6 protein-coding genes are annotated in these 4,807 nt (G+C 75.7%); 2 read left to right on the forward strand and 4 right to left on the reverse strand.

Annotated elements, in window-relative coordinates; all coding sequences use genetic code 11:
• Positions 1-513 precede the first annotated feature (513 nt).
• Both paaI and paaK read right to left on the reverse strand, forming a co-directional pair.
• Positions 514-921 (reverse strand): hydroxyphenylacetyl-CoA thioesterase PaaI, encoded by a 408-nt coding sequence (gene paaI, locus KBX39_RS23295; protein ID WP_043323587.1) that lies wholly within the window; start codon positions 919-921, stop codon positions 514-516.
• Position 922: 1 nt separating this feature from the next.
• Positions 923-2,230, reverse strand: coding sequence for a phenylacetate--CoA ligase PaaK (gene paaK, locus KBX39_RS23300; RefSeq protein WP_210872504.1), 1,308 nt, complete (start codon positions 2,228-2,230; stop codon positions 923-925).
• A 196-nt stretch (positions 2,231-2,426) separates the two neighbouring features.
• On the opposite strand from paaK, the gene KBX39_RS23305 reads away from it, so the two are divergent.
• Positions 2,427-2,924 carry a CrcB family protein gene (locus tag KBX39_RS23305; protein ID WP_205796387.1) on the forward strand — a complete coding sequence of 166 codons (498 nt, stop codon included), beginning with the start codon at positions 2,427-2,429 and terminating at the stop codon, positions 2,922-2,924.
• 22 nt (positions 2,925-2,946) lie between these two features.
• Entirely contained in the window at positions 2,947-3,309 is a 363-nt protein-coding gene (locus KBX39_RS23310) for a CrcB family protein (RefSeq protein ID WP_043323585.1), read from the forward strand.
• A gap of 9 nt (positions 3,310-3,318) precedes the next feature.
• On the opposite strand, the gene KBX39_RS23315 is transcribed toward KBX39_RS23310, so the two are convergent.
• Both KBX39_RS23315 and KBX39_RS23320 read right to left on the reverse strand, forming a co-directional pair.
• The gene (locus KBX39_RS23315; protein WP_030499339.1) at positions 3,319-3,651 is read right to left on the reverse strand and encodes a hypothetical protein; all 333 of its coding nucleotides are present in this window, start codon (positions 3,649-3,651) and stop codon (positions 3,319-3,321) included.
• An 88-nt stretch (positions 3,652-3,739) separates the two neighbouring features.
• A partial coding sequence (locus KBX39_RS23320) for an MFS transporter (RefSeq protein WP_210872506.1) occupies positions 3,740-4,807 on the reverse strand: 1,068 nt, incomplete at its 5' end.

Here is a 4,807-nt window from a genome sequence, read left to right on the forward strand (position 1 = left end):
GTGTCCGGACCGTCGGCGCGGCCGTACCGCCGGGCGTGGCCGGTGGCGGACGCGCCGCCGCCCGGACGCCCGGAGTGGGCGCGGGTCGGCATCCGGCCCGCGTCCCGGAGGACACCGCTGCCGGCTTCGCGCCGGGAGCGGGAGCCGGTGTCCCCGCACGGGACCCCGACGAGCGGGAACTCTGCCCGCTCGGGGCGGGACGGTCGCGCCGGTCGGGTGGAGGGGCCCGACCGGCGCCCGGCCCGCCGGATCGGAGCGGCGTGCTCCGGGCGGTGCCCGGGCCGTCCTGGGCCGGACCGGCGACGGCCGGCGATCTCGCAGCGTGGCCCGGGTGGCGGACCGTCCCGTTACCCGGAGCCGCGGCGCGGCCTGAGAGGGCGGGCCACGCGCGGCGAAGAGCCGAGCCCGGCGGGTACGCGACTGGGCTCGCCGCATGACGGCGACGTCCGGGTCGGAGCGGGCACGGGGCCACTCCGGCCCGGGCGGCTCGTCGGGCGGGTCGAGCGGTGGCCGTCAGCCGCGGGCGATGGTGCGGCTGCGTCCCCGGAACTCCGCCACCACCTCGTCGCCGCGCCGCACCGTGACGTCGTAGATGCCGCTGCGGCCCTGCCGGACCCGCTCGGTGGCGTACGCCTCCAGCACGTCGCCCTCGCGTACCGGTCGCAGGAAGCTGATCTCGCCGCCGGCCGCGACGGTGGCCGGGCCGTGGCTGTTGCAGGCGAGCGCGAACGCGGTGTCGGCGAGCAGGAACACGAAGCCGCCGTGCCCGATCGCGTGCCCGTTGAGCATCGCCGGGGTGACCCGCATCCGCGCCACGGCCGCGCCGTCACCGGCCGAGACGAGTTCGATGCCGAGCCCCTTGGACGCCACGTCGGCGTCGAACATGTCGTGCGCCGCGGTGCGGCCGCCGTCGTCCGCCATGTCAGCGCTCCCGCCGCTGGTCGACGATGCGGCGCATCTTGCCCATCGACCGTTCCACCCCGTCCGGTTCGATCACCCGCACCGCGACGGAGACGCCGATGGTGTTCTTGACCTGCTCGGCCAGGGCCGCGCCGGCCCGTTCGGCCTCGTCGGCGGCGGCGTCCGCGCGCCGCTCCACGTGGACGGCGAGCGTGTCCATCCGCCCCCGCCGGTCGAGCACGCACTGGAAGTGCGGCGACAGGGCCGGGGTACGCAGGATCAGCTCTTCGATCTGCGTCGGGAAGACGTTCACCCCCCGGACGATCATCATGTCGTCGGTCCGTCCGGTGATCTTCTCGATCCGCCGCATCGGGCGGGCCGTGCCGGGCAGCAGCCGGGTCAGGTCCCGGGTGCGGTAGCGGACCACCGGCATGGCCTCCTTGGTCAGCGAGGTCAGCACCAGCTCGCCCCGCTGTCCGTCGGGCAGCACCTCCCCGGTCACCGGGTCGATGATCTCCGGGTAGAAGTGGTCCTCCCACAGGTGCAGGCCGTCCTTGGTCTCCACGCACTCGACCGCCACCCCCGGGCCCATCACCTCGGACAGGCCGTAGATGTCCAGCGCGTGCATGTCCAGGCGCTGCTCCAGCTCACGGCGCATGTCCTCGGTCCACGGCTCGGCGCCGAAGACGCCCACCCGCAGCGAGGTGGCGCGCGGGTCGACGCCCTGGCGTTCCATCTCGTCCACGATGGCGAGCATGTAGCTCGGGGTCACCATGATGACCTCCGGTTCCAGGTCGCGGATCAGCATGACCTGGCGCTCGGTCATGCCGCCGGAGGCCGGGACGACGGTGCAGCCCAGCTCCTCGGCGCCGTAGTGCGCGCCGAGGCCGCCGGTGAACAGCCCGTAGCCGTACGCGACGTGCACCCGGTCACCGCGGCGGCCACCGGCGGCCCGGATCGAGCGGGCCATCAGCTTCGCCCAGGTGTCCAGGTCGGCGCGGGTGTAGCCGACCACGGTCGGGCGTCCGGTGGTGCCGGAGGACGCGTGCAGGCGGGCGATCCGCTCGCGGGGCACCGCGACCATGCCGAACGGGTAGTTCTCCCGCAGCTCCGCCTTCGTGGTGAACGGGAAGCGGGCCAGGTCGGTCAACTCGCGCAGGTCGCCCGGGTTCGCGCCGGCGTCGTCGAACGCGCGGCGGTAGTGCGGCACGTTGTCGTACGCGTGCCGCAGCGAGTGGCGCAGCCGGTCCAGCTGCAGGGCGCGCAGCTCGTCGACGCCGATCCGCTCGACGGGATCCAGCTCCTCCGGACGAGGGGTGCGGTCCTGCACGGCTTCCTCCTGGCGCGACGGGCCCCGGGCACCGCCGCGCCGGGCGCTGCCGCCCACCGTACGCCCCTCATCCCTCCCCCACCCCCCTCCCCCGTGATCTTGCACTTGCCGCCCCTCGGGTGTCCGCTTCGCGCGCAATGCCGGGGCTGGAACCGCAAGATCACCGAGAGCGGGGGCGCGGGCGGACGGCGGGGTTATGCTCGCGGGGGCGGTGGGAGGTGTGGTGTCGGATCCGCGCGTTGATCCGGACGTCGACCTGCGCGTACCGGCGGACCGGTCGGAACTGTCCGCGCACCCGGCGGCCGTGCTCGGCGTGATCGCCGCCGGTGGCGTGTTCGGCGCGCTCGCGCGGGCGGGCGCGCAGGCGGCGGTGCCGCACCGGCCCGGCGAGTTTCCGTGGGCCACGTTCGCCGTCAACGTCACCGGCTGCCTGCTGATCGGTGCGCTGACGGCGATGCTCGCCGCCCGCCCGGCCCACCCGCTGACCCGGCCGTTCCTCGGCGTCGGCGTGCTCGGCGGGTTCACCACGTTCTCCGCGTACGCGGTCGACGCGCAGCGGCTGCTGACCGACGGCGCGGCGGCGACGGCGGGCGTCTACCTGGCCGCCACGGTGCTCGGCGCGCTGGCCGCGGTCGCGGCCGGGGACGCGGTGACAGCGCGCCTGCTGGCCGCCCGGCACGGGCGGGCCCCGTGACCGCCCAGACGGTGGCGGGCCGATGACCGTCCTGCTGATCGCGCTCGGCGCCGCGCTCGGCGCGCCGCTGCGCTACCTGACCGACCGGGCGGTGCAGGCCCGGCACGGCTCACCGTTCCCGTGGGGCACGCTCACCGTGAACGTGGCCGGGTCGCTGCTGCTCGGCGGCCTGCTCGCGGCGCCCGTCGACCCGGCGGTGACCGCGCTGGTCGGCACCGGTTTCTGCGGCGCGCTGACCACCTGGTCGACGCTGAGCTACGAGACGCTGCGCCTGGCCCGCACCGGGAAGCGCCGCCTCGCGTACGCGAATGCGGCGCTCAGCGTGGCCGCGGGCCTGGGCGCGGCGTTCCTGGGCTACGCCCTCGTCACCGCGCTGACCGGCTGACCGCGCCGGTCAGCGGGCCCGGCGTTCCGGGTGGGCCCGGTTCCACGCCCGCATCCGCTCCGGGTAGCCGGTGCGGGCCGCCTCGTACAGCGGCACCGCGTGCTTCTGGGCGATCTTGCCGGCGGCGCGGGGCGAGCCGGTACGGCGGCGGATCCACTCACCGTCGTGCGCGATGGCGACGACTGTGGTGTCGGTGGCGGTGGTCTCCGGTTCCAGGTAGAACTCGACCCCGCGCCGGCTGGTGACGAACGCCTCCAGCTGCGCCAGGTCCTCCTTGGTCGCCTCGCGGTCGAGCTTCGTGGGCGTCGTCGGGTCGGCGGCCCGGCGGCTGAACCAGCCCATGCCCGCCTCCTCTCCTCGGCGTTCGCTCCAGTGCAGCACGCCGGCCTGGCAGGCGGCTGGGAGCGCGGTGGGAGTCGGCTGGACCGGCTCAGCCGACCTTCGCCGCCGGTGCGCCGGCCTGCGTGTCCGGCGCGGCGGGGCGCTCCCGCAGCACCGGCACCAGCGCGAGCGTGGGCAGCAGGAGCAGCGGCACCACGCCGAGCGCGGACAGCACGCCGAAGTGATCGCCGAGGAAGCCGAGCAGCGGCGGCCCGGCCAGGAAGGCGGTGTAGCCGATCACCGCGACCACGCTCACCCGGGCCGGGGCCTTGTCCTCGTCGTCGGCGACGGCGCTCATCCCGACCGGGAAGCCGAGCGAGGCGCCGAGCCCCCACAGCGCGACGCCGACCACCGCGAGGGGGCCGTTCCCGGCCAGTACGGCGAGCGCCGCGCCGGCGGACGCCATCGCGATGGTGGTGAACAGGACCGGCACCCGGCCCCACCTGTCGATGGCGACGGTGCCGACGGTGCGGCCGATCGTCATGCCCACCACGAACACGCCGAACACCGCGGCACCGACCGCCTCGTCGACCCCGTACCCGTCGACGAACGCCACCGCGAGCCAGTCGTTGGCACTGCCCTCGGTGAACGCCATGACCAGCACGAGCAGGCCGACCAGCAGGGTGCGGGGCTCGCGCCAGGCGGCCAGCAGCGCCTGCCGCCGGGCGGCCGGCTCCCCGGCCCCGGCCGCCTCGGCGGTGGCCGCGAGGAATGCCCGGGCGCCGACCAGCGTGCCGGCCAGGATCAGCACGGACAGGACCGGCAGGTGCACGCCCACGGGTACGCCGAAGTGCGCGGCGCCGGCGCCGAGCCCGGCCCCGGCCACCGAGCCGAGACTCCAGGCGGCGTGGAACCGGGGCAGGATGGTGTAGCCGAGGCGCTTCTCCACGGCCGCGCCCTCGACGTTCATCGCCACGTCGCACATGCCGGAGCCGAAGCCGAACGCGGCGAGGCCGAACCCCACCCCGACGACCGAGCCGACCAGGCTGGCGGACAGACCCGCCACGGTCAGGCCGAGCGAGACCAGCACCACCGACACGGCGACAGTGCGCGCGGGCCCGAGCCGCTGGGTGACCAGGCCGGCCGTCGGCATGGCCAGCAGCGAACCCGCCGACGC

It is taken from the genome of Micromonospora sp. D75, from assembly GCF_018070405.1.
Classification (GTDB): Bacteria; Actinomycetota; Actinomycetes; order Mycobacteriales; family Micromonosporaceae; genus Micromonospora; species Micromonospora chalcea.